Source organism: Mesorhizobium waimense (assembly GCF_003601975.1).
GTDB lineage: Bacteria > Pseudomonadota > Alphaproteobacteria > Rhizobiales > Rhizobiaceae > Mesorhizobium > Mesorhizobium waimense.
Map to the genome: position 1 here is coordinate 23,455 of NZ_QZWZ01000006.1, position 18,566 is coordinate 42,020.

The 18,566-nt window shown below is 63.5% G+C and carries 19 protein-coding genes; 8 read left to right on the top strand and 11 right to left on the bottom strand.

What is annotated here, in order from left to right; translation table 11 throughout:
• Nucleotides 1-21 precede the first annotated feature (21 nt).
• From D3227_RS09480 to D3227_RS09510, 6 genes are all read right to left on the bottom strand, one after another.
• Nucleotides 22-528, bottom strand: a complete 507-nt coding sequence (locus tag D3227_RS09480; protein WP_120013865.1) for an L-2-amino-thiazoline-4-carboxylic acid hydrolase — start codon at nucleotides 526-528, stop codon at nucleotides 22-24.
• Complete coding sequence (locus tag D3227_RS09485) at nucleotides 525-1,310, bottom strand: ABC transporter ATP-binding protein (RefSeq protein ID WP_120013866.1); 786 nt, start codon at nucleotides 1,308-1,310, stop codon at nucleotides 525-527. The genes D3227_RS09480 and D3227_RS09485 overlap by 4 nt, the downstream gene beginning before the upstream one ends.
• Complete coding sequence (locus D3227_RS09490; RefSeq protein WP_120013867.1) at nucleotides 1,307-2,185, bottom strand: ABC transporter ATP-binding protein; 879 nt, start codon at nucleotides 2,183-2,185, stop codon at nucleotides 1,307-1,309. The genes D3227_RS09485 and D3227_RS09490 overlap by 4 nt, the downstream gene beginning before the upstream one ends.
• Nucleotides 2,182-3,012, bottom strand: coding sequence for an ABC transporter permease (locus D3227_RS09495; protein ID WP_120013868.1), 831 nt, complete (start codon nucleotides 3,010-3,012; stop codon nucleotides 2,182-2,184). The genes D3227_RS09490 and D3227_RS09495 overlap by 4 nt, the downstream gene beginning before the upstream one ends.
• The gene (locus tag D3227_RS09500; RefSeq protein WP_120013869.1) at nucleotides 3,009-3,995 is read right to left on the bottom strand and encodes an ABC transporter permease; all 987 of its coding nucleotides are present in this window, start codon (nucleotides 3,993-3,995) and stop codon (nucleotides 3,009-3,011) included. The genes D3227_RS09495 and D3227_RS09500 overlap by 4 nt, the downstream gene beginning before the upstream one ends.
• 257 nt (nucleotides 3,996-4,252) lie before the next feature.
• Nucleotides 4,253-5,863, bottom strand: coding sequence for an ABC transporter substrate-binding protein (locus D3227_RS09510; protein WP_120014071.1), 1,611 nt, complete (start codon nucleotides 5,861-5,863; stop codon nucleotides 4,253-4,255).
• Between the two features lie 383 nt (nucleotides 5,864-6,246).
• Here D3227_RS09510 and D3227_RS09515 point away from each other — a divergent pair, with 383 nt between their 5' ends.
• Nucleotides 6,247-7,428 carry a M24 family metallopeptidase gene (locus tag D3227_RS09515; RefSeq protein ID WP_120013870.1) on the top strand — a complete coding sequence of 394 codons (1,182 nt, stop codon included), beginning with the start codon at nucleotides 6,247-6,249 and terminating at the stop codon, nucleotides 7,426-7,428.
• 165 nt (nucleotides 7,429-7,593) lie between these two features.
• Here D3227_RS09515 and D3227_RS09520 read toward each other — a convergent pair whose 3' ends face one another.
• From D3227_RS09520 to D3227_RS09530, 3 genes are read right to left on the bottom strand one after another with little or no spacing between them, the layout of a single operon-like run.
• A complete protein-coding gene (locus D3227_RS09520; RefSeq protein ID WP_120013871.1) occupies nucleotides 7,594-8,010 on the bottom strand; it encodes a cupin domain-containing protein in 417 nt (138 codons plus the stop codon).
• A gap of 4 nt (nucleotides 8,011-8,014) precedes the next feature.
• Nucleotides 8,015-8,881, bottom strand: coding sequence for a phosphoenolpyruvate hydrolase family protein (locus D3227_RS09525; RefSeq protein WP_120013872.1), 867 nt, complete (start codon nucleotides 8,879-8,881; stop codon nucleotides 8,015-8,017).
• 10 nt (nucleotides 8,882-8,891) lie between these two features.
• The gene (locus D3227_RS09530; RefSeq protein WP_120014072.1) at nucleotides 8,892-10,088 is read right to left on the bottom strand and encodes a Tm-1-like ATP-binding domain-containing protein; all 1,197 of its coding nucleotides are present in this window, start codon (nucleotides 10,086-10,088) and stop codon (nucleotides 8,892-8,894) included.
• A gap of 108 nt (nucleotides 10,089-10,196) precedes the next feature.
• Here D3227_RS09530 and D3227_RS09535 point away from each other — a divergent pair, with 108 nt between their 5' ends.
• The 7 genes from D3227_RS09535 (at nucleotide 10,197) to D3227_RS09565 (ending at nucleotide 16,940) form a co-directional block, all read left to right on the top strand.
• Nucleotides 10,197-10,892, top strand: a complete 696-nt coding sequence (locus D3227_RS09535) for a TetR/AcrR family transcriptional regulator (RefSeq protein WP_120013873.1) — start codon at nucleotides 10,197-10,199, stop codon at nucleotides 10,890-10,892.
• A gap of 360 nt (nucleotides 10,893-11,252) precedes the next feature.
• Entirely contained in the window at nucleotides 11,253-12,569 is a 1,317-nt protein-coding gene (locus tag D3227_RS09540; protein ID WP_120013874.1) for an ABC transporter substrate-binding protein, read from the top strand.
• A gap of 68 nt (nucleotides 12,570-12,637) precedes the next feature.
• A complete protein-coding gene (locus tag D3227_RS09545) occupies nucleotides 12,638-13,543 on the top strand; it encodes a carbohydrate ABC transporter permease (RefSeq protein ID WP_120013875.1) in 906 nt (301 codons plus the stop codon).
• A gap of 1 nt (nucleotide 13,544) precedes the next feature.
• A complete protein-coding gene (locus D3227_RS09550) occupies nucleotides 13,545-14,504 on the top strand; it encodes a carbohydrate ABC transporter permease (protein WP_120013876.1) in 960 nt (319 codons plus the stop codon).
• Nucleotides 14,501-14,737, top strand: a complete 237-nt coding sequence (locus D3227_RS09555; RefSeq protein ID WP_120013877.1) for a hypothetical protein — start codon at nucleotides 14,501-14,503, stop codon at nucleotides 14,735-14,737. Before D3227_RS09550 ends, D3227_RS09555 begins: the two co-directional genes overlap by 4 nt.
• Nucleotides 14,734-15,837 (top strand): ABC transporter ATP-binding protein, encoded by a 1,104-nt coding sequence (locus tag D3227_RS09560; RefSeq protein ID WP_120013878.1) that lies wholly within the window; start codon nucleotides 14,734-14,736, stop codon nucleotides 15,835-15,837. Before D3227_RS09555 ends, D3227_RS09560 begins: the two co-directional genes overlap by 4 nt.
• Nucleotides 15,837-16,940 carry an ABC transporter ATP-binding protein gene (locus D3227_RS09565; protein ID WP_120013879.1) on the top strand — a complete coding sequence of 368 codons (1,104 nt, stop codon included), beginning with the start codon at nucleotides 15,837-15,839 and terminating at the stop codon, nucleotides 16,938-16,940. Before D3227_RS09560 ends, D3227_RS09565 begins: the two co-directional genes overlap by 1 nt.
• Before the next feature lie 39 nt (nucleotides 16,941-16,979).
• On the opposite strand, the gene D3227_RS09570 is transcribed toward D3227_RS09565, so the two are convergent.
• Together D3227_RS09570 and D3227_RS09575 are read right to left on the bottom strand one after the other, a co-directional pair.
• Nucleotides 16,980-17,411, bottom strand: a complete 432-nt coding sequence (locus D3227_RS09570; protein WP_120013880.1) for a DUF4437 domain-containing protein — start codon at nucleotides 17,409-17,411, stop codon at nucleotides 16,980-16,982.
• Between the two features lie 106 nt (nucleotides 17,412-17,517).
• Nucleotides 17,518-18,489, bottom strand: a complete 972-nt coding sequence (locus D3227_RS09575; protein ID WP_120013881.1) for an AraC family transcriptional regulator — start codon at nucleotides 18,487-18,489, stop codon at nucleotides 17,518-17,520.
• Nucleotides 18,490-18,566: the final 77 nt, after the last annotated feature.

Sequence of the window (18,566 nt, forward strand, 5' to 3'; positions counted from 1 at the left end):
TCTGGCCACCAATCACACGGCTTAAGCAGCATCCTGGTTGGTCAGGGCGATGTGGCAGCATCCGGAGCCATGACCCGGCGTCCAGGTGACGTTGTCGAAACGCACGCCGGTCGCCTCGAACAGGCCGCGGTCGAAGGCGCCGGCGATGCGGCAGAGCGTGGCGAGTTTTTCCTCGTCTACACCTGCCTCGATCCAGGCGTCCTTCAGCGGGCAGCGTCTCACCTTGAAGGCAATGCGATGTTCACTGCGCTCGACATCGGTCGGATACATGCGGCCGCCATCGGGGCTGACGGCGAGAAATGCTTCGCCGATGGCCGGCGCGTCATTGGGGCCGAAATCGGCGAAGGCTGAAGCGGCGACTTCCCGGCCGCGCAGCTCGATGGTGCGGACCATGATCGCCTCGGCTCTTTCGGCGCCCAGCTCTTCGGTCAATTCATCGAGGAACAGGCGATAGAGATCGGCCCGGTTGCGAAAGGCGGAATCGAGTTCGCGCGACAGGTTTTCGGCTCTGGCTGCGGGGTCGGTCATGGTGCTGTGGTCCTGTGTAGTTTCGGCGTCGCCGCCACCAGCTCCCGGCCGATCGCCGATTGCGGAGCATTGATGACGGCGCGGGCATCGCCGCTCTCGGTGATCCGCCCGGCGTCGAGGATGACGACACGATGGGCGATGGCTCTGACGACGCCGAGATCGTGCGAAATGAACAGATAGGCAATCCGTTCCTTGGTCTGCAGGTCGAGCAGCAATTTGAGGATGTCGCCGCGCACGGAAACGTCGAGCGCCGACACCGCCTCGTCGAGCACGATCAGCGAGGGTTTCGTGGCGATGGCGCGGGCAATGGCGACGCGCTGGCGCTGGCCACCGGAGATTTCGTGGATGGCGCGGGATGCGAGATTGGGGCTTAGGCCGACGCGTTCGAGCAGGGCGACGATACGGCGCGGGCGTTCGGCGCGCGAGGCGATGCCATGGATGCGCAACGGGTCGTTGAGCACGCGCGCCACTGTGGCGCGCGGGTTGAAGGCGGCGAGCGGATCCTGGAACACCATCTGCAGGCGGGCACGCCGGGCTCGCAAGGCGGCACCATTCAGGGCGAGGAAGTCATCACCTTCGAACGCAATGCGCCCGGCATCCGGCTCGACCAGCCTGAGCACAAGGCGCGCAATTGTCGACTTGCCGCTGCCGGACGGCCCGGCCAGCGCCAGCGTCTCGCCGGGTCCTATCGCGAAGGAAACGTTGTCGACAGCGGCGATGGCCTTGCCGCCACGGTGATAGCCTTTGGCAAGGCCGGAGACGGCGAGCAGCGGACTGCTCATACCGATGCTCCGGCGCGCCGCAACATCGGCTCGGTATCGAGGCCGATGTGGGCGTCGAGCAGCGCGCGCGTGTAGACGTGGTGCGGGGCGCTGGCGATCTGCGCCGTGGTTCCAAGTTCGACCAGCTCGCCGTGCCGGAAGACGGCGATGCGGTCGGCAAGTTCGGCGGCCAGCGCAATGTCGTGACTGATGAACAATAGCGTCATGCCGTCCTCGGCCACCAGCTGCCGGATGAGCGATACGATCTCGGCCTGCACGATGGTGTCCAGCGCGCTGGTCGCCTCGTCGGCGATCAGCAGTTTCGGACTGGCGGCTATTGCCGCGGCGATCGCCACACGCTGCTTCTGACCACCGGAGAGCTGGTGCGGATAGGCGTGCATGGCGGCGTCGGGGTCGGGCAGGCGGACGCGTTCGAGCAGGGTTTTGGCTCGTGCAAAAGCCTGCGGCCAGTCGAGGCCGAGATGGGTGTGGGCGACTTCGGCGATCTGCTTGCCGACGGTCATCACCGGATCGAGACTGGCCGAGGGGTCCTGGAAGACTAATCCGATGTCGCGGCCGCCGAGGGGAACGAATTTGGGCTGGCGATCCTTCGCGCCCTCTGTCCTGCCGGACATCTCCGGCAGGACAGAGGGGGGCGCGAAGGAATGAGACGATCGAAATTCGGTCGTTTGCCAATCGATATGCCCCTCGATCCTGGCGGAAGGCGGCAACAATCCTGCAATCACCAGTGCCAGCGTGCTCTTGCCGGAGCCGCTCTCTCCGATGACAGCGATACGCTCGCCGGCGGCGACATCGAGATTGATGTTCTTCAGCGCCTCGCGGCCATTTCCGCGATAGGCCACCGAGAGATCACGGATCGAGAGCAGCGCCGTCATGACAGGCTCCGTCTCACCGCCGTCGTCTCGACGACGCCTTCGCCGGCGAGATAGACGCCGAGCACCGTCAGCACGAGCGCCACGCCTGGGATGACCGACAGGAAGGGCGCGGTGCGCAGCACTGTGCGGCCTTCAGCGATCATGCCGCCCCAGGTGACGCGGTTGGGGTCGCCGAGGCCGAGAAACGAAAGGGCGGCTTCGGTGAGGATGGCGGCAGCGACGATCACCGACGACAACGCCAGCACCGGCGGCAGAGCGTTGGGCAGCACTTCGCGGAAGGCGATTTCGAGGGGATGCATGCCGATGACGCGGGCGCCGGCGACATAGTCGCGCTCACGAATGGAAAGAACTTCGGCGCGCGCCACCCGCGCCGGCCCGGTCCAGGCGCCGAGCGCGATGGCCACGACGACGACGCCGAGCGACGGCCCGACGACACTGACGAAGGCCAGCGCCAGCAGGAAGCTCGGGACGGTCTGAAAAGCGTCGGTGATGCGCATCAGCACTTCGTCGACCAGGCCGCCGGCGAAGCCGGCCAGCGTGCCGACGATCGCGCCTATGACAAGGGCCGCAGCGGCCGCCGCCAGCCCGACCGCCAGCGAGGTACGCGAGCCGTGGAACAGTTCGGCCAGCACGTCGCGGCCGAGGCGATCGGTGCCGAGCGGCAGCCCCCAGTCCTGGAAAGGCGGCAGCAGCGCCGGGCCGGCGATGGCCTGCGGATCACCGGGAAAGAACAGCGAAGCGGAGAGCGCCATGGCAAACAACGCCGCCAGGATGATCGCGCCGGCAATCGCCTCCGGTGTGCGCAGGAAACGCCGGAGCACGCTCACGCGCCAGCCTCACTAGCGCCGACGCGCGGATCGAGGAAGGCGTAGGCGACGTCGACGAGAAGGTTGACGACGATGACGAGAACTGCGCTGGTGAGAATAATCCCGAGGAGCAATGGGGTGTCCCGCGCGGCCACCGCTTCCTGCGCCAGCCGGCCGAGACCCGGCACGGCAAAGACGCTTTCGATGACGACGCTGCCGCCCAGCATCTGTGCCGATTGCAGGCCGAGCATGGTGACCAGAGGCAGCAGCGCGTTGCGAGCGACATGGGCGAGCACGATGCGGCGGCGCGACAGACCCCTGGAGCGGGCGGCAAGGACAAAATCCTGCCGCCAGGCCTCGGCCATGCCGGCGCGCATCATGCGCAGATAGAGCGCGAGATAGATGAAGCCTAGTGCGGACACTGGCAGGACGAGATGGATGGCAATGTCGGCGGCGCGGGCAAGGCCGGTCTTGCTGGAGGCGATGGTCTCGATGCCGCCGATCGGCAGCCAGCGCAGGTCGACGGCGAAGATCACGATCAGCACCAGGCCGAGCCAGAAGCCGGGGACGGCGTAGAGCGCCAGAGAGCCGATCGACAGGAAGCGATCGCGAAAGCTGCCGGGTCTTGCGCCAGCATAGATGCCAAGCGACGATCCGAGGCCGAAGGAGAGCGCGGTGGCGCTGCCCATCAAAAGCAGCGTCGTGGGCAGACGTTCGAGGATGACGTCGCGGATCGGTCGCGAGAAGGTGACGGACTGGCCAAGGTCGAGATGGAGCAGCGCCCAGAGATAGTTGGCAAGCCGGGTCAGCTCCGATTGGTCGAGGCCCCAGCGATGGCGCAGCAGTTCGATCATGCCGGTATCGCCGCCGGTCGAGACGATATAGGCGTCGACCGCATCGCCGGGGGCGGCTTCGAGTAGCAGGAAGGTGCCGATGACGACGATCAGCAGCACGAAAGTGCTGCCGAGAAGACGGCGGCGCAGGAGGGTGAGCGCGCGGGTCATGGGCAAGCGACTTTGGCCGTGAGGCCAACCCTTGGGTGTCGCGTTCTGTCGCGCCTCCGTCTGTCCTGCCGGACTGGGAGATTGGCAGCTTCGGTGCCTCGCCCAGTCCTGCAACGTTGGAGATTGGCGAAAGGCCGGATGACGGCCGATCTCCCTCCTCGTGGGGGAGATGTCCGGCAGGACAGAGGGGGGCGCGAAGGAACTTTCATCGCAGAAGCTGAGCACCCGGATTTGCGATGCGCAAGCCCGCAGAAACGCTAGCCCGCCAAGTAGGTGTCCGCCCAGTTCGACACCGCCCAGCGCGGGTTGTTGGCGATCTTCCCGACCGTATCGCGCGCGACGCTGATAAAACTCCATTCGGCGACGTTGATCAGCGGCAGGTCGGCAGCGACCTTTTTCTGGAACTCCTTGTAGAGCTCGGTGCGGGCAGCGGTGTCGAGCGTCTCGGATGCCTTGGCGATGAGGGCGTCGAGATCTTCGTTCTTGTAGCCGCCCTGGTTGGAGAAGGGCACGCCGTCCGGAATGCCGCTCTGCACCAGGATGGTGGTGGAGATCGCCGGGTCACCGCGGAATACCGGCGGGCCGACGGCGAGGTCGAAGGCATGGTCGGTGTAGACGGCCTTGATGTGCGCGGGCGAGTCGTTGTTGACCAGCTCGGCGTCGATGCCGATGGCGGCGAGCGCCTGGCGCAGATAGTCGCCGAACTGCTTGGTCTCGTTGAAATAGGGCGCTGGCAATAGTTTTAGCGAAAAACGCTTGCCGTCGGGGCCCTTCTTGTAGCCGGCCTCGTCGAGCAAGGCATTGGCCTTGGCGACGTCGAAGGCATAGGTCGGCACGTCGGCAGTGTAGAACTGCGGGTCGTTTTTCGGCACCGGGCCGGTGGCGGTGGCGGCATAGCCGAGGAACACCGTCTTGACGACGAAATCCTTGTCGATGGCGTGCGCGATCGCCTGGCGCACTTTCAGATCGGCCAGTTCTTTGCGGCGATGGTTGATCTCGACCACGAGCTGGTAGGTCAGACCCTCATAGCCCTTGGTGATGACCTTGAGGCCCGGCACCTTAGAGATGCGGTCGAGGTCGGCCAGCGGCACGGCGGAGAAAGCGGCGAGCTGGATCTCCTCGGCTTCCAGGGCGGCGGCGGCCGAGGTGCGATCCGGCAGCACCTGGTAGACGATCTCGTCGAGCCAGGGTTCGTCTTTGCCCCAGTAGTCGGTGTTCTTCTGCAGCCGGTAGTACTGGCCGGCCTTGTATTCGGCGAATTTGAACGGGCCGGTGCCGACCGGCGCATTGTTGGCCGGGTTCTCCTCGATCTTGCCGGTCTCGTAGACGTGCTTCGGCACCACGCTGCTCAGCGCCGGCAAGGCGTTGCGGATCAGCTGGAACGGCGTCGGCTTGGCGAATTTGAACACGGCGGTCAGCTCGTCCGGCGTGTCGACCGCCGCGAGATCCTTGAACACGGTGCGGCCGAGATTCTGCAGCGGCTTCCATATCTGCAGCGCGGAGAAAGCGACGTCGGCGGAGGTGAAGGGCTTGCCATCATGCCATTTGACGCCGTCGCGCAATTTGAACGTCACCGAGAGACCGTCGGCTGCACCTTCCCAGGAGAGAGCCAGGCGCGGCTGCAGCCCATCCTTGCCGTCGAAGGAGGCCTCGGCCAGCGTCTCCACGACCTTGCTGGAAATGAAGAAGACGCCGTTGGATGCAACGATGGCCGGGTTGAGGTTGCGTGGCTCGGAATCGGCGGCGACGACCAGCCGTCCGCCCTTCTTCGGCGTCTGCGCCCAGCCGATCGTTGGCATGGCGGTGGAGGCGAGAAGCGCCGCCGAACCGGCAAGCATCGTGCGCCTGGAAATGGTGAAACCTGACATGATCGACCTCCGTCCTCTCCGCCCCGGCCGGGTGCGCCAATTCCCCTCGACGCCAGCGGGCCCGCGAGCATCTTTGCGGCGGCGATTATGGCCCTTGCCGAGGGTTTCGCCAGAGATGGAATTGGCGCATGCTGGCTTGGCTTTGAAATTTCTGTCCGCTGGACCAGTCGCCAGCAAGCGGTTCAAACGATCAATCTGGTAGGACCAGGTATGACGGTTGCGGCACGAGAACGCAGAATGGTGACGGTGACGACAACAGAAACCTCATTTCTGGCTGGACCAGTGCGGCGAAAATAGTGCAGATTTGATCGACAGCCAGACGATCAGCGACCTGCGCGGCCGGCAAGCCGGTCCGACCGGGCGCCACATTCAGGGAGAGAGCAATGAACATCGCCCCGGGCAAGATCGGCACCATTCCGTTCGACCAGGCGAGGCTCGATGGGTTGATGGAGGAGGCCGGCATCGACGTGCTGCTCGCCACCTCCAAGCACGACACGCAGTACCTGCTTGGCGGCTACAAGTTCATCTTCTTCGCCGCCATGGATGCGATCGGCCATAGCCGCTACCTGCCTGTCGTTGTCTACGAGAAGGGCGGGCCGGACCATGCCGCCTATATCGGCAACCGCATGGAAGGCGCCGAGCACCAGAACAATCCGTTCTGGACGCCGACACTGCATGCCGCCTGCTGGGGCACGCTCGACGCCGCCAACCTCGCCGTCGAGCATGTGCGCAAGATCGGCAAGGCAGACGCCCGCATCGGCATCGAGCCGGCTTTCCTGCCGTCGGACGCCTATACCCTGATCCGCAAGACCCTGCCGGACGCGAAGCTCATCGACGCCACCGACATGCTCGAGCGGATGCGCGCCATCAAGACGGAGGCGGAGCTGGAGAAGCTGCGCATTGCGTCCGAGTTGATCACCGATTCCATGCTGGCAACGATTGGCTGGGCGCGCGAGGGCACGACCAAGACCGAGATCATCGAGCAGCTGCGGCGCGAGGAGACCAATCGCGGTGCGCATTTCGAATATTGCCTATTGACGCTGGGCTCCAGCCACAACCGCGCCGCTTCACCCCAGGCGTGGAAGCAGGGTGAGGTGCTGTCGATCGATTCCGGCGGCAACTATCACGGCTATATCGGCGACCTCTGCCGCATGGGGATTTTGGGCGAACCGGACGCCGAGCTGGAAGATTTGCTGGCCGAGGTCGAGAGGGTGCAGCAGGCGGCCTTCTCGAAGGTGAAGGCGGGCATACTGGGCGGCGACATGATTTCCTTCGCAGAGGGCGTGCTAAAGAAATCCAAGGTCGCGCCCTACACCGATTTCTTCGCCCATGGCATGGGGCTGATCACGCATGAGGCGCCGTTCCTGATGACCAACCATCCGGTGACCTATGAAGGCACCTATGCCGCCAAGCCGCTGGAGAAGAACATGGTGCTCTCGGTCGAGACGACCATGCTTCATCCGACACGGGGTTTCATCAAGCTGGAGGATACGCTGGCGGTGACTGACAATGGCTATGTCATGTTCGGTGATCGGGGTCGGGGGTGGAACAGGGGTGGCGCTTGAATCACAGACGACAGGCGCCGCCTCTCTGCCGGAAGCTTCTCCCCTCCTTATCCTGCACGTTGGTGATTGGCGAAACCTTCGACGAAGCCGTCCTTCTCCCGTCCCTATACAAGGAGAAGTGCCCGGCAGGGCGATGAGGGGCAGCGCTGCCCAATTAAGAGAAGGTCACCTGCCAGCCGGCAGCAGCCTGAAATCCGGCAATTCCCGCAGCGCCAGTTCCGGTCCGGTCGGCGAATAGACGACAAAAAGCTGCATCGGTCCGTCGCCGGTGTTCAGCGTCGAATGAAAACGGCTTTCCGGCACGTAGATGGTGCAGCCGGGGCCGACTTTAGCGACCACCGGATTGCCCTGTTCGTCCTCGACCATCTGCTCGCCGTTTCCAGAGATGACGAAGATGATTTCTTCCGCACCCGGATGATTGTGGCGGGTGTGGCCCTTGCCGGACGGCAGGTCGACGACGCCGCCAGAAAAGCGCTCGGCACCGTTCACTTCCGGCGCAACCGTCAATGCCAACCGGCCCCAGTCGAAGCCGAAGGCGCTGACGTCCTTCGGGTATACGAACACCTTGCTTCTGTCGGCCATCGTCTCATCCCTTCTTTTTCTTCGCGATAGTTTTCGAGCCGCCAAGCGCGACGGCCTTGAAATCTGCGGTCTGCCTGGCGATCGCCGCTTCCGCCGGCAGCCGCTCCATCGAGCTTGCGCCGTAAAAGCCGTGCAGGCCCTTGCAGCGGTCGAGGATATAGCGGGCGTCGCGCGGCATCGAGATCGGGCCGCCATGGCAAAGCAGGATGACGTCCTTGCGCACCGAGCGCGCGGCGTTGGCGATGGCGTCGATCTCGACAACGCAATCGTCGAGCGACTTGGCCGAGGTGGCGCCGATCGAGCCGCCGGTGGTGACGCCCATATGGGCGACGACGATGTCGGCGCCAGCCTTGGTCATGGCGCGCGCTTCATCCGGGTTGAAGACATAGGGTGTGGTCAAGAGATCGAGCTTGTGCGCCTCGGCAATCATGTCGACTTCGAGCCCGAAGCCCATGCCGGTCTCCTCGAAGCTTTGCCGCATCTGGCCGTCGAACAGGCCGATGGTGGGAAAGTTCTGCACGCCCGAAAAACCCATCGTCTTCAGCTCGGCTAGGAACAGCGGCATGATGACGAAGGGATCGGTGCCGTTGACGCCGGCCAGCACCGGTGTCTTCTTGACCACCGGCAGCACCTCGTAGGCCATCTCCTTGACGATCTCGTTGGCGTTGCCATAGGCGAGCAGACCGGCGGCCGAGCCGCGCCCGGCCATGCGGTAGCGGCCGGAATTGTAGATGATGATGAGGTCAATGCCGCCGGCTTCCTCGGCCTTGGCCGACAGGCCGGTGCCAGCGCCGCCGCCGACGATGGGCACGCCCTTGTCGATCATGCCTCTGAATTTCTTTAGTATGTCCTTGCGCGGTATGGCGGCCATTTTTTGGATCTCACTGTCTGGCGATATCGAGGAAGGCCGCCGTTGCGGCTCTGGCAAATTCCGGATCGTTGATGTGCAGCGGCAGCCGCGTCACGCGGCGCGTGGCGTTGGGCTTGATCGTGCGCTCGATAGCATCGAACAGCACGGCGTCCGCCTCCGTATCGAAAAAGGCGCCGCCCGCTATATCGAGCGCCGAGACGCCTTTTTCCGGGATCAGGAAATGCACGGGACCGTCGCAACGGCTCAATCTGTCGCCGATCCATTCGCCGATCCTGCGGCATTCGTCCGCCGTCGTACGCATCAGCGTCACATTGGAATTGTGCTCGTATAACAGCCGCCCGCGATATTTTTCGGGAATGGTCAGCGGGGCCCAGAAGTTGACCATATCGAGCGCGCCGACCGAGCCGACATAAGGCAATCTCGTTCGGGCAATTGCCCCGAAGCGGTCCTCAGTCGCGGGCAGCACACCGCCGAACAGCAGGTCGCAGACTTCCGTTGTGGTGATGTCGATGACACCGGCAAGCAGGCCTGAATCGGCCAGCTTTTCCATGGTGCGGCCACCGGTGCCGGTGGCGTGGAAGACCATGCAGTCATAGCTGACGCGAAGCTGATCGGCGATTGCCGTCACGCAAGGCGTGGTGACGCCGAACATTGTGAGGCCGAGCGACGGCTTGCCGTCTGGCGGCGGCGCCGGTTTTGCCGCCATGCAAGCGATGGCCTGGGCGGCATTGTGCAGAACGACGCGCGACAGCCGGTTAAGGCCGGCCATGTCAGTGACGGACGGCATCATGACGATGTCGGAGACGTCGACATAGGGCGCGGTGTCGCCGGAGGCGAGCGTCGAGACCATGATCTTGGGCAGGCCGAGCGGCAGCGTGCGCATGCCTGAGGTGATGATCGAGGTGCCGCCACCGCCGCCGATACCGATCATGCCTGCTATGTCGGTGCGCGACTGCGCGAAGCCGGCGAAGGCAGCGGCCATCGCCGCCACCGATCGGCCGCGATCGTCGATGCCCAGCACGGCGTTGCGGCCATCGGGATGATGGTCGGCGACGTCCTCGCCGGGAATGTCGACCGGCACGGTGGCGGCGCGCGTTCCGACATCGACACGGGTGACGGCAGCACCGGTGGCGGCGATCGTGTCGGCCAGGAAGGCAAGTTCCTCGCCCTTGGTGTCGGCGGTGCCCACCACATAGATGTGCTTCATCGCTTCCCCGTCCTCAGCGTGCCCAGCGTCGTCGCCTGCCGCTCTCTGCAGGCCGCTCGGCAGTGCCAAGGCCATTGCATTTTTTTGAGACGCGCGTATCGTATTGACATGAATGTCTCACGTCAACAAGCCGCAATGAATGATGACGCCGAGGGAAGGGTAAGCCAGGCGGCCGAGCGCGGGGCGCGTGCCCGCACCAGACGGCTGATGCTGGAGACGGCGACGCGGCTGATGCAGGCAGGCGCCACGCCCTCGGTCAGCGAGGTGGCGGAAGCAGCCGAAGTGTCCCGCGCGACCGCCTATCGCTATTTTCCGAGCCAGGCGGCCCTGGTGCACGCGGTGGTCGACGAAGGGCTCGGCCCGATCCTCACCTGGCAGTCGACTTCCGCCGATCCGGAGCGCCGGGTCGCCGAATTGTTCGGTGCAGCGATGCCGCGCATCGAGGCCTTCGAGGCGACGTTCAAGGCGGCACTAAAACTGTCGCTCGAACAGTGGGCGCAGCGGCAGGCGGGCACGCTGGGCAGCGAGCCGCAATTCACCCGCGGCCATCGCGTCGAGCTGTTGAAGGACGCCATCGCACCGCTCAAGGGCCAGTTGCCGCCGCGCGATTTCAAGCGTCTGGCGCAGGCGCTGTCGCTGATATTCGGTGTCGAGGTGCTGATCGTGCTGAAAGACATTTGGGGCCTGGACAGCCGCAAGATGATGTCGGTGGCGCAGTGGGCGGCCGGCGCCCTGGTGCGGGCGGCGGTGGCGGAATCAGTGGAGAATGGAGACGGGGCCGCGCGACCGGCGGTCGCCAAATAAACGCGAATCTGGTTCGACCAGATCTGGAAGCCAGCTACACATAGTAATTGTGCTGACACAACCAAAACAAGACCCTTATGTATCAAGGAGTAGGAAAATTAAAGTAAAACAGGCAGATACCGCTGCGAATGGCTTGTGGGGCCGCTCCTGATCGCAGAAGAAAGAGCTTGACGTGCATTCGAAATTGGTAATACCAGATCAAGACCGATAAAGCGGATCGAAAGTGAGGGCCGCGATCCATTTTCCGGCCGGGCGAGGAGGCCCAGAACCGGAAATGCGCCACCACGGAGGAACTACCAGGGCCGGCCTCGCTGCCGGCTCGCTTGACAAGGTAGAATGCGCACAAGGGAGGAAATCATTATGCGCAAGACAATGACCAGCCTGCTTGCTGGTATCGGCTTAGTGCTCGCCTGCGGAACGTCCGTCTATGCGCAGGACAAGGAACTCACCATCTTCTGGGCGGAATGGGATCCGGCCAACTATCTGCAGGAACTCGGCAACGAGTACGAGAAGGAAACGGGCGTCAAGATCACGGTGGAAACCACGCCGTGGCCCGACTTCCAGACCAAGGCCTTCACCGAGTTCAACGCCCATGGCGACGCCTATGATATGGTCGTCGGCGACTCGCAATGGCTCGGTGCCGGCTCGACCGGTGGCCACTATGTCGACCTGACCGACTTCTTCAACAAGCACAAGGTCGGCGAAGTGATGGCACCGGCGACGGTGAAATACTATGCCGAATACCCGGGCGGCAGCAGCAAGTACTGGGCCATTCCGCTAGAAGGCGACGCCGTCGGCTGGTCCTATCGCAAGGACTGGTTCGAAGACCCCAAGGAAAAGGAAGCCTTCAAGGCCAAGTATGGCTACGATCTCGACGTGCCGAAGGATTTCAAGGCGCTGCGAGACATCGCCGAATTCTTCCACCGGCCGGATCAGAAACGTTACGGCATCGCCATCTACACCGACAATTCGTATGACGCGATGGCAATGGGCTTCGAAAACGCGCTGTTCTCCTTTGGCGGTGAGCTGGGTGACTATAAGACTTACAAGGTCGATGGCTTCATCAACTCCGACAAGGCGATCGCGGCGCTCGACGCCTACAAGGAACTCTACACGTTCACGCCTCCGGGCTGGGCCAAGTCGTTCTTCGTCGAGGACAATCAGGCGATCACTGAAAACCTGGCGGCGATGAGCATGAACTACTTCGCGTTCTTCCCCTCGCTGATCAACGAGGCGTCGAACCCGAACGCCAAGAACACCGGCTTCTTCGCTAACCCTGCCGGACCTGGCGGCGATCAGTTCGCGGCCCTTGGCGGCCAGGGCATCTCCATCGTCTCCTACTCGCAGAAGCAGGACGAGGCGGTGAAGTTCCTCGAATGGTTCATCAAGGACGAGACCCAGAAGAAGTGGGCGGCGCTCGGCGGCTATACCTGCAGCGCCGCGGTGCTGAAGTCGCCCGAGTTCCAGAACGCCACGCCCTATAACAAGGCCTTCTACGAGACCATGTTCAAGGTGAAGGACTTCTGGGCGGTGCCTGAATACGCCGAACTGCTGCAGCAGCTCAACCAGCGCATCTATCCCTACGTGATCGGCGGACCTGGCACTGCCAAGGAAACGCTGGACGCGCTGGCCGCCGACTGGAACGCGACCTTCAAGAAATACGGCCGCGGCCAATAAAAGTCATGCCTGACGGAGGAGGCCTTCGCGCCTCCTCCGTTTGTTTTTTAAGAATCTGGAGCAGGGTTTTGGCGACCACGATGATCACGACGCTGGACAGGTCCTCGCGGGCCGCTGCCCGCGGCCTCAGCGACATTTCGATCCGCAATCTCTTCATCATCCCGACGATCCTGTTCTTGATCGTCTTCAACATCTTCCCGCTGATCTATTCGCTGGGCTATTCCTTCACCGATTTCCGCGCCTCGACCAATGCGCCGGCGAATTTCATCGGGCTGCAAAATTATCGCGACCTGCTCAACGATCCCTATGTCTGGTTGAACTTCGCCATCACCGCGAAATACGTCATCATCTCGGTCGCCGGACAGCTGCTCGTCGGTTTTGGCGTCGCCATGCTACTCAACCGCGACATTCCGCTGAAGGGATTGCTGACGACGCTGCTCCTGCTGCCGATGATGCTGTCGATGGCGGTGGTCGGCCTGTTCTGGAAGCTGCTCTACGACCCCTCCTTCGGCATCATCAACTACGCGCTCGGCCTCGGCACCTTCGAATGGCTGTCGGATCCGAACATGGCGCTTTATGCGGTGGCGCTGACCGACATCTGGATGTGGTCGCCCTTCGTCATGCTCTTGTCACTGGCCGGTCTCTCGGCGGTGCCGAAGCATCTCTACGAAGCCGCCGCCATCGATCGTGCCGGGCCGTTCTACACCTTCTTCCGCATCACGCTGCCGCTGGTCGCGCCGATCCTGATGATCGCGGTCATCTTCCGCACCATGGAAGCGTTCAAGACCTTCGACCTTGCCTACATCCTGACCAGCCAGCCGACGGCCGAACTGATCTCGATCCGGCTCTACAAGATGGCGTTCCAGGAATGGCAGACGGGGCGCTCCTGCGCGATGGCCTACATTGTGCTGATCATGGTGCTGGCGATCACCAATATCTACGTCAAATACCTCAACAAGGTGAAGGAGCGCTGACATGGCCGCCGTCCGCACTTCTTCCGAAATCGGCTTCAACCGTGCGGCAATCGTCGCGGTGCTGGTGGTGACGATCATCTTCCTAGCGCCGATCTACTGGATCGCCTCGACGGCGTTCAAGCCGCGCAATCTCGCGACCACGATCCCGCCGACGGTGGTCTTCCAGCCGGAGATATCGCCCTTCGTCAAGCTGTTCGCCAAGCGTTCGCAACTGCGCAGTCCGCCGACGCCCGAAGAGTATGCGGCGGCTCCGTGGTGGGAACGCGTCGTCTTCAATGGCGGCGAAAAGATCGTTCGCGACGGCAAGGGCGAGGTGCAGTGGTCGGGCTATCCGAGCCGCTTCATGAACTCGCTGATCGTCGCCATCACCTCGACGGTGCTGGCCGTCGGCATGGGCACTTTTACCGCCTACGGGTTTTCGCGCTTCAGGGTGAAGGGGGAGGCGGACCTGCTGTTCTTCATCCTGTCGACGCGCATGCTGCCGCCGGTGGTGGTCGCCATTCCGATGTTCCTGATGTACCGGGCAGTCGGTCTCAACGATTCCCATCTCGGCCTGATCATCCTCTACACCGCCTTCAACCTGTCCTTCTCGGTCTGGCTGATGAAAGGGTTCATGGACGAGATACCGAAGGAATATGAGGAAGCGGCGCTGGTCGACGGCTACACGCGCATGGAAGCCTTCTTCAAGATCGTGCTACCCGAGGCAGCAACCGGCATCGCCGCGACCGCCGTCTTCTGCTTTATCACGGCGTGGAACGAATATGCCTTCGCTTTGATCATGACCAGCCGGCGCGCCCAGACAGCACCCCCCTTCATCCCCAGCCAGGTCGGCTCCGGCCTGCCGGACTGGTCGGTGATCGCCGCCGGAACCTTCCTGTTCCTGCTGCCGGTCGCGATCTTCACCTTCCTGCTTCGCAACCATCTTCTGCGCGGCATGTCGTTTGGAGCGATCCGCAAATGAGCTTTCGCGCCATCAACCAGAAATACCTGGAACCCGGCTCGCAGATCCTGATGGTGCTTGGCATCATCGCGCTCTGCCAGCCCTGGAACATGCTGCTGCACAGCTATGGAGTGACCATCATCCTGATCGGGCTGATCGGCTTCAACATCACGTCGAAGATCGCGCCGGAGGAAGAGGCCGGCACCGGTCATGGCGCAGATGCGCAGGCGCGAAATCCGGGAGCACAGCATTGACCCAGATCGAGCTTCGCGGCGTGCAGAAATATTTCGGCGCCGTCCAGGTCATCAAGGACCTCAACCTCAAGATCGACGACAACGAGTTCATCGTGCTGCTCGGCCAGTCCGGCTGCGGCAAGACGACGACGCTGCGCGCCATTGCCGGGCTGGAGACGATCGACGGCGGCGACATCCTCATCGACGGCAAGCCGGTGCAGCATCTCAAGGCCGCCGACCGCGACATCGCCATGGTGTTCCAGTCGTTCTCGCTCTATCCGCATATGAGCGTCTACGAGAACATCGCCTTTCCGCTGCGGGCAACGCGCAAGAGCAAGGCGGAGATCGACCAGGAAGTGCGCTCGGTCGCCAAGACGCTGCAGATCACCGACCTGCTGGCGAAGAAGCCGTCGGCGCTGTCGGGCGGCGACATGCAGCGCGTCGCCATCGGCCGGGCGCTGGTGCGGCGTCCCAAGGCGATGCTGATGGACGAACCGATCGGCGCGCTCGACGCCAAGCTGCGCGAGGAGATGCGGGCCGAGATCAAGCGGCTGCACATCAAGCAGGGCTCGACCAGTATCTACGTCACCCACGACCAGATCGAGGCGATGAGCCTCGCCGATCGCATCGTCATCATGCATGAGGGCGTGCTGCAGCAGGTGGGTTCTCCGGACGACGTCTATTCGCATCCGGCCAATCTGTTCGTGGCGCAGTTCGTCGGCAGCCCGGTGATGAATGTCGCCGAGGCGTCGGTCACCGAGAAGGCCTCGGCCGCTTCGGTCACGCTCGGTGACGCGGCCGCCGGCTTCGAGTTCCCGCGCGCGCTTTTGTCGAAGCTCAACGGCCATGCCGGCGACAAGCTTGCGCTCGGCATCCGGCCGGAAGGGGTGATCGTGCGCCATGAGGCGGCGGAAGGCTTCCTGCCGGTCGAGACGCAGATCGTCGAGCCGCTCGGATCCTTCGACATCGTCGACATCAAGGTCGGCTCCAAGATGCTGCGCGCGCGCACCAAAAGCGGCTTCGTCAGCGGGCCGGGCGAAAAGGTCTTTGCCAGGATCGATCCGGCGCAGGCGCATTTCTTCGACGTGGCGAGCGGCAGGTCGCTCGGAGTGAGACTCTGATGGCCCACATCCAGCTGAAAAACATCTCGAAGAGCTTCGGCAATCACACGGCGCTCACCGGGCTTAATCTAGAGATCGCCGACGGCGAGTTCTTCGTGCTGCTCGGCGAGACCGGCGCCGGCAAGACGACGACGCTGCGCATGATCGCCGGGCTGGAAAAGCCGAGCGAGGGCCAGGTCTTCATCGACGGCGTCGACGTTGCCGACTGGGGTGCGGCCGAGCGCGACGTGGCGCTGGTGCTGCAGCAATATTCGCTCTATCCGCGCTACACGGTGCGCGAGAACCTCGAATTTCCGCTGAAGCCGAAGATCCGCCGGTTGCCCGATGCCGAGATCAAGGATCGCGTCGACCGCGCGGCCAGGACGCTGCGCATCGAGCATCTGCTCGACCGCAAGACCGACCGGCTCTCGGGCGGCGAGATGCAGCGCGTCTCCATCGGCCGCGCCATCGTGCGCAAGCCGCGCGTGTTCCTGATGGACGAGCCGCTGTCGGCGCTCGACGCCAAATTGCGCGAAGCCCTGCGCACCGAACTGAAGAATTTGCAGATGCAGCTTGGCGCCACCTTCCTGTTCGTCACCCACGACCAGATCGAGGCGATGTCGATGGGCGACAAGGTCGGTGTGCTCAACCACGGCCGCATCGTCCAGACCGGCACGCCGCAGGAGATCTACAACAATCCGCGCGACACTTATGTGGCGAGCTTCGTCGGCTCGCCGCCAATGAACCTCATCGACGGCAGGCTGGTCGACAACCGCGCGGTGATGGCGCCGATGAATTTCGAACTGCCGTTCTCAGGGGGAACCAGGACTTCTTGGGGGTTGAACTCGGGCGGCGCGACCGACGGTCGCCCGCTTGTCTTCGGCATCCGTCCCGAGGACGTCTATCTGGAGAGCGGTGCGCCGGTCGAGGCGCGCGTCCATGATGTCGAGAACCATGGCGTCGAAAAAATCCTGACGCTCAGGGTCGGCGACACGATGCTGCGTGCCACGGTACCGGCGAGGACCGATGTCGAGATCGAGCAACCGGTGCGCTTCGCCTGGAATCCGGACAAGGTGGTGCTGTTCGACAAGGGCAGCGGGATAAGCCTACGCCACGCCAGCTAGTCCGCGGATTTCTTGCGCGACGGTATCGCCGACCGGCCGCTATTTCGGGAAGTAGGTCTCGTAAGGCGTGTCGTTGATCAAAAGTATCACGCACTCGGTGTCCGATAGGCACGCATCGTCGTGCATCTCATTGGCCTTCTGGGTCCAATACGATCCGGGGGGCAGCTCGACCTTGGTCGCTTCGCCGCCGTCCATCTGCCAATGCGCCCAGAGCCCCTTTATGACCACCGCGCGATAGTCCGCTGTGTGCGCATGAACCGGCGCACGCCAGTTGCCGGGAACCTTGAGCAAAGTCCCCGCCGGACCTTTGGCCCGTTCGCCCCATAGCGGCCCGAGCCGATGCGGCTGGTCGGGCACTTCGGCGACATAGGGGATGTTGTCGGCCGGCAGGTAGCTGTCTTCAAGGGCAAGTGCCCGTCCCGGAATGAAGGACAGGGCGGCGAGAGCAAACAATACAGAACGTCTGGCCATAGCGGTTTCCTCCGCCGGCCAGATTATTCGCCGGACGTCGCAGGGCAATGACGCTCCGTCCAAAAGGCTTGGCAATTCCTCCAGGGCAGGGGCGGCGCCGCGGCGTCTAGGACTCGTGGTCGCTGGCGCCGGTGTTGCGCAGATGGCTCGGCGCCACGCCCATGACCCGCTTGAAGGCACGGCTGAAGGACGCTTCCGAATCGTAGCCCAGTTTGGCCGCAGCGACGGATACCCTCATCCCATCTCGGGCCAACCATTGCCGCGCCTGGTGCATGCGCACCCGCGAGACATATTTTGCCGGCGTCTCACCGACCACGGTGGCGAAGCGCTGGGCGAAGGCGGAGCGCGAGGCTCCCATTGTCCGCGCCAGCGCTTCGACCGTCCAATCGCGGTCCGGCTGCAGGTGAATGGCGGCCAACACCTTGCCGACATCCGGGTTCCTTACCGCGGCGATCCATCCGGTGGCGTCGCCGCAGCCATTCTCCACCCAGGAGCGGATGATCGTCGCGGCGAGCACATCGGCAAGGCGTGCCAGGATGCCGCCCGATCCGACCCGGTCCATCGTCACTTCGCCGGCCATGGCATCGAGCAGATGCTGGATGCCGGGCGCATTCGCCATCAGTTCATGCGCGCGCATCAGGTCGGGCATCATGTCCAGAAGCGGATGCGATCCGTCGAGGTTGAAATGCATGCTGCCACAGAACAGCAAGGTCTTGGGGCCGCCGCACTCGTTGGAGACGTCATAGATGTTCTCGCACACCGGCTCGATGCTGTAGCGACCGATCGGTACCGCGGGCACGCCCGGCGCGCTGGCCAGAACGTGCTCGTCGCCGCGCGGGATCAGCAGCGCATCGCCCACCGTCAGTTCGATCCATTCCTTCGCCGGCGACAGCAGCCAGCAGCCCTGCTGGCCGATGAAGTGGAAGCGCGCCGCCTTCTGCGCCGGGAAGGATACGGCCCAGGGTTCACCCAGCACACAGCGGCCATAGTCAACGCCATCAAGACGCAAGCCGCGCAGCATGTCGCTGAGCGGATCGCCGGAACCCGGTAGCGCAGTTTTGGACGAATTGTAATTCATTCCGGTGTTTCTAGCATGGAAACTCCAGATTGTCACTCCCATGTTGCAGTGCAGCCAAATGGTGCGCCGCAACCAAA

What these genes read in the sequence shown, in the direction of transcription:
- D3227_RS09480 (WP_120013865.1), bottom strand. Translation starts at nt 528, where the DNA reads ATGACCGACCCCGCAGCCAGAGCCGAAAACCTGTCGCGCGAACTCGAT.
- D3227_RS09485 (WP_120013866.1), bottom strand. Translation starts at nt 1,310, where the DNA reads ATGAGCAGTCCGCTGCTCGCCGTCTCCGGCCTTGCCAAAGGCTATCAC.
- D3227_RS09490 (WP_120013867.1), bottom strand. Translation starts at nt 2,185, where the DNA reads ATGACGGCGCTGCTCTCGATCCGTGATCTCTCGGTGGCCTATCGCGGA.
- D3227_RS09500 (WP_120013869.1), bottom strand. Translation starts at nt 3,995, where the DNA reads ATGACCCGCGCGCTCACCCTCCTGCGCCGCCGTCTTCTCGGCAGCACT.
- D3227_RS09510 (WP_120014071.1), bottom strand. Translation starts at nt 5,863, where the DNA reads ATGTCAGGTTTCACCATTTCCAGGCGCACGATGCTTGCCGGTTCGGCG.
- D3227_RS09515 (WP_120013870.1), top strand. Translation starts at nt 6,247, where the DNA reads ATGAACATCGCCCCGGGCAAGATCGGCACCATTCCGTTCGACCAGGCG.
- D3227_RS09520 (WP_120013871.1), bottom strand. Translation starts at nt 8,010, where the DNA reads ATGGCCGACAGAAGCAAGGTGTTCGTATACCCGAAGGACGTCAGCGCC.
- D3227_RS09525 (WP_120013872.1), bottom strand. Translation starts at nt 8,881, where the DNA reads ATGGCCGCCATACCGCGCAAGGACATACTAAAGAAATTCAGAGGCATG.
- D3227_RS09530 (WP_120014072.1), bottom strand. Translation starts at nt 10,088, where the DNA reads ATGAAGCACATCTATGTGGTGGGCACCGCCGACACCAAGGGCGAGGAA.
- D3227_RS09535 (WP_120013873.1), top strand. Translation starts at nt 10,197, where the DNA reads ATGAATGTCTCACGTCAACAAGCCGCAATGAATGATGACGCCGAGGGA.
- D3227_RS09540 (WP_120013874.1), top strand. Translation starts at nt 11,253, where the DNA reads ATGCGCAAGACAATGACCAGCCTGCTTGCTGGTATCGGCTTAGTGCTC.
- D3227_RS09550 (WP_120013876.1), top strand. Translation starts at nt 13,545, where the DNA reads ATGGCCGCCGTCCGCACTTCTTCCGAAATCGGCTTCAACCGTGCGGCA.
- D3227_RS09555 (WP_120013877.1), top strand. Translation starts at nt 14,501, where the DNA reads ATGAGCTTTCGCGCCATCAACCAGAAATACCTGGAACCCGGCTCGCAG.
- D3227_RS09565 (WP_120013879.1), top strand. Translation starts at nt 15,837, where the DNA reads ATGGCCCACATCCAGCTGAAAAACATCTCGAAGAGCTTCGGCAATCAC.
- D3227_RS09570 (WP_120013880.1), bottom strand. Translation starts at nt 17,411, where the DNA reads ATGGCCAGACGTTCTGTATTGTTTGCTCTCGCCGCCCTGTCCTTCATT.
- D3227_RS09575 (WP_120013881.1), bottom strand. Translation starts at nt 18,489, where the DNA reads ATGAATTACAATTCGTCCAAAACTGCGCTACCGGGTTCCGGCGATCCG.